Origin of the sequence: Photobacterium lucens, assembly GCF_009873615.1 — a bacterium.
In the GTDB taxonomy this organism is placed as follows: Bacteria; Pseudomonadota; Gammaproteobacteria; order Enterobacterales; family Vibrionaceae; genus Photobacterium; species Photobacterium lucens.
Genome location: NZ_SSMG01000207.1, coordinates 1 through 1,499 on the forward strand (window position 1 = coordinate 1; position 1,499 = coordinate 1,499).

Annotated in this window: 1 protein-coding gene; it reads right to left on the bottom strand. The window is 42.6% G+C overall.

Translation table 11 applies throughout. The features are described 5' to 3' along the window. Positions 1–107: 107 nt before the first annotated feature. Complete coding sequence (locus E5A76_RS09630; protein WP_053987484.1) at positions 108–1,355, bottom strand: malic enzyme-like NAD(P)-binding protein; 1,248 nt, start codon at positions 1,353–1,355, stop codon at positions 108–110. Positions 1,356–1,499: the final 144 nt, after the last annotated feature.

A 1,499-nucleotide genomic window follows, 5' to 3' on the forward strand; every position in this document is an offset into this window, starting at 1 on the left:
GGGATCAGCTACGAAGACATTAATGAATAATATCATTACTGACTATGTATACTAAAAAACCAGCCGCATGGCTGGTTTTTATTTATTAAAATAGCGAGTTGCCTGAACTACACTTCCATGTAACCCATTGGCATTTCAATACGTGCAACACCTGAGTCAATCGCCGCTTGTGCTACCGCTTTTGCAACCCGAGGTAATAAACGCGGATCCATTGGCTTTGGAATAATATACTCTCGCCCAAATGCTAAGTGCGATACACCGGATGCATCCAATACCGATTGAGGTACTGGCTCTTTCGCTAATTCACGAATTGCATTTACCGCTGCCAACTTCATTTCATCATTAATTTGGCTCGCACGCACATCTAATGCACCACGGAAAATAAACGGAAAACATAAAACATTATTCACCTGATTAGGATAATCAGAGCGCCCTGTTCCCATAATTAAGTCTTGGCGAACTTGATGTGCCAATGCAGGCTTAATTTCAGGATCGGGATTTGAACACGCAAACACAATCGGGTTTTCAGCCATTAATGCCAGAGCTTCAGGAGCTAATAAATCCGGTCCTGATACGCCAACGAAAATATCAGCGCCTGCAATCACATCTTCTAAGGTGCGCTTATCAGTATTATTGGCAAACAGCTGTTTGTATTCATTAATGTCATCACGACGGGTATGAATGACCCCTTTGCGATCCAGCATGTAGATTTTCTCACGCTGCGCGCCGCACTTAATAAGTAGCTCCATACAAGCAATCGCTGCTGCGCCTGCGCCTAAACACACAATCACAGCTTCACCGATCGTTTTTCCTTGAAGCTCTAATGCATTTAGCATACCTGCCGCTGTAACAATGGCTGTACCATGTTGATCATCATGAAAGACAGGGACATTGCAGCGCTCAATTAAGCGTTGCTCGATCTCAAAACAGTCTGGCGCTTTAATATCTTCTAAGTTAATACCACCAAACGTGTCAGCAATATTAGCCACCGTATCAACGAACTCATCAATCGTGCGATGCTTGACTTCAATATCAATCGAATCAATACCGGCAAAACGTTTAAACAGTAGCGATTTTCCTTCCATAACAGGTTTAGAAGCCAGCGGGCCTAAATTACCTAAACCTAAAATCGCAGTACCATTGGTGATCACCGCAACCATATTGCCTTTCGCTGTGTACTTATAGACATTATCAGCATCTTGGGCGATTTCTCTTACGGGCTCAGCCACACCTGGGCTATATGCGAGCGCAAGATCATTAACCGTATTAGCAGGCTTGGTCAGTTCAACAGAAATTTTCCCTGGGACAGGAAGTGAGTGGTAATCGAGAGCTTGTTGACGGAAGTCTTCAGTCATAGTGATATTTGAGCCTCAGCGCTGACATTTATAATGGCAAACTACATGTGTAATTCGTATTTGTTATTAAATAATATGCCATTAAGTATCAATTTCCCAGCTCACGAAGAACAAGAGTAATACATTTAAGTAACAGTTATACCA